Below are 585 nucleotides of genomic sequence, written 5' to 3'. Positions count from 1 at the left end.
CTCACAAAGCGGCATATGAAGAGGCAATGCAAAGACCGATGACGGGATTTGTTGATTTTATGGGATGCTTTGAAGGGAAAGAGTTCTATTTCTATCGTTCGTATTATACGAGCGTGGCAGATGCATCTGGCAAGATTTATCGCATCGTCGGACGTGCGGATAAGATTGATGAAGATGTGAAAAAGGTGCAGCGTCTGCAGCGAAGCGCAGAGCGTGATTCGCTGACGGGGTTACTGAATTATGCAAGTTTGGTAAAACACTTGGAATACAACATGGCACTCTTTAAGTGTGGTGCGCTGCTAATCATTGATATTGACCATTTCAAATCAGTGAATGACCGGTTTGGCCATATGGTGGGCAACAAGATGCTCAAAGCGGTTTCGGATGTATTTACAGAGCTGTTCAGGCAGAGTGATGTGATTGCAAGATTGAATTTGTAATCTTTTTGCCAAATATTACTGATGCGGCGTTGGTACAGAAAAAAGGAGCACAACTGCTAGCGGCAATTCACCAAATTCAGGTATCAGAAGGTGAATATCTAAGTGTGAGTATCGGTGGCGCGATGATATCTGATGAGTCCGTATC

The 585-nt window shown here is 43.9% G+C and carries 1 protein-coding gene; it reads left to right on the top strand.

All coding sequences use genetic code 11. From position 1 onward, the window contains the following. The coding region (locus WMO41_RS15850; RefSeq protein WP_349230598.1) for a GGDEF domain-containing protein at positions 1 to 440 on the top strand (440 nt) is incomplete at its 5' end. Positions 441 to 585: the final 145 nt, after the last annotated feature.

The organism is Ventrimonas faecis, assembly GCF_040096075.1.
In the GTDB taxonomy this organism is placed as follows: Bacteria; Bacillota; Clostridia; order Lachnospirales; family Lachnospiraceae; genus Brotaphodocola; species Brotaphodocola faecis.
Note: the sequence above shows the minus strand (reverse complement) of the source record. Positions and strands in the feature narration are given on the sequence as shown.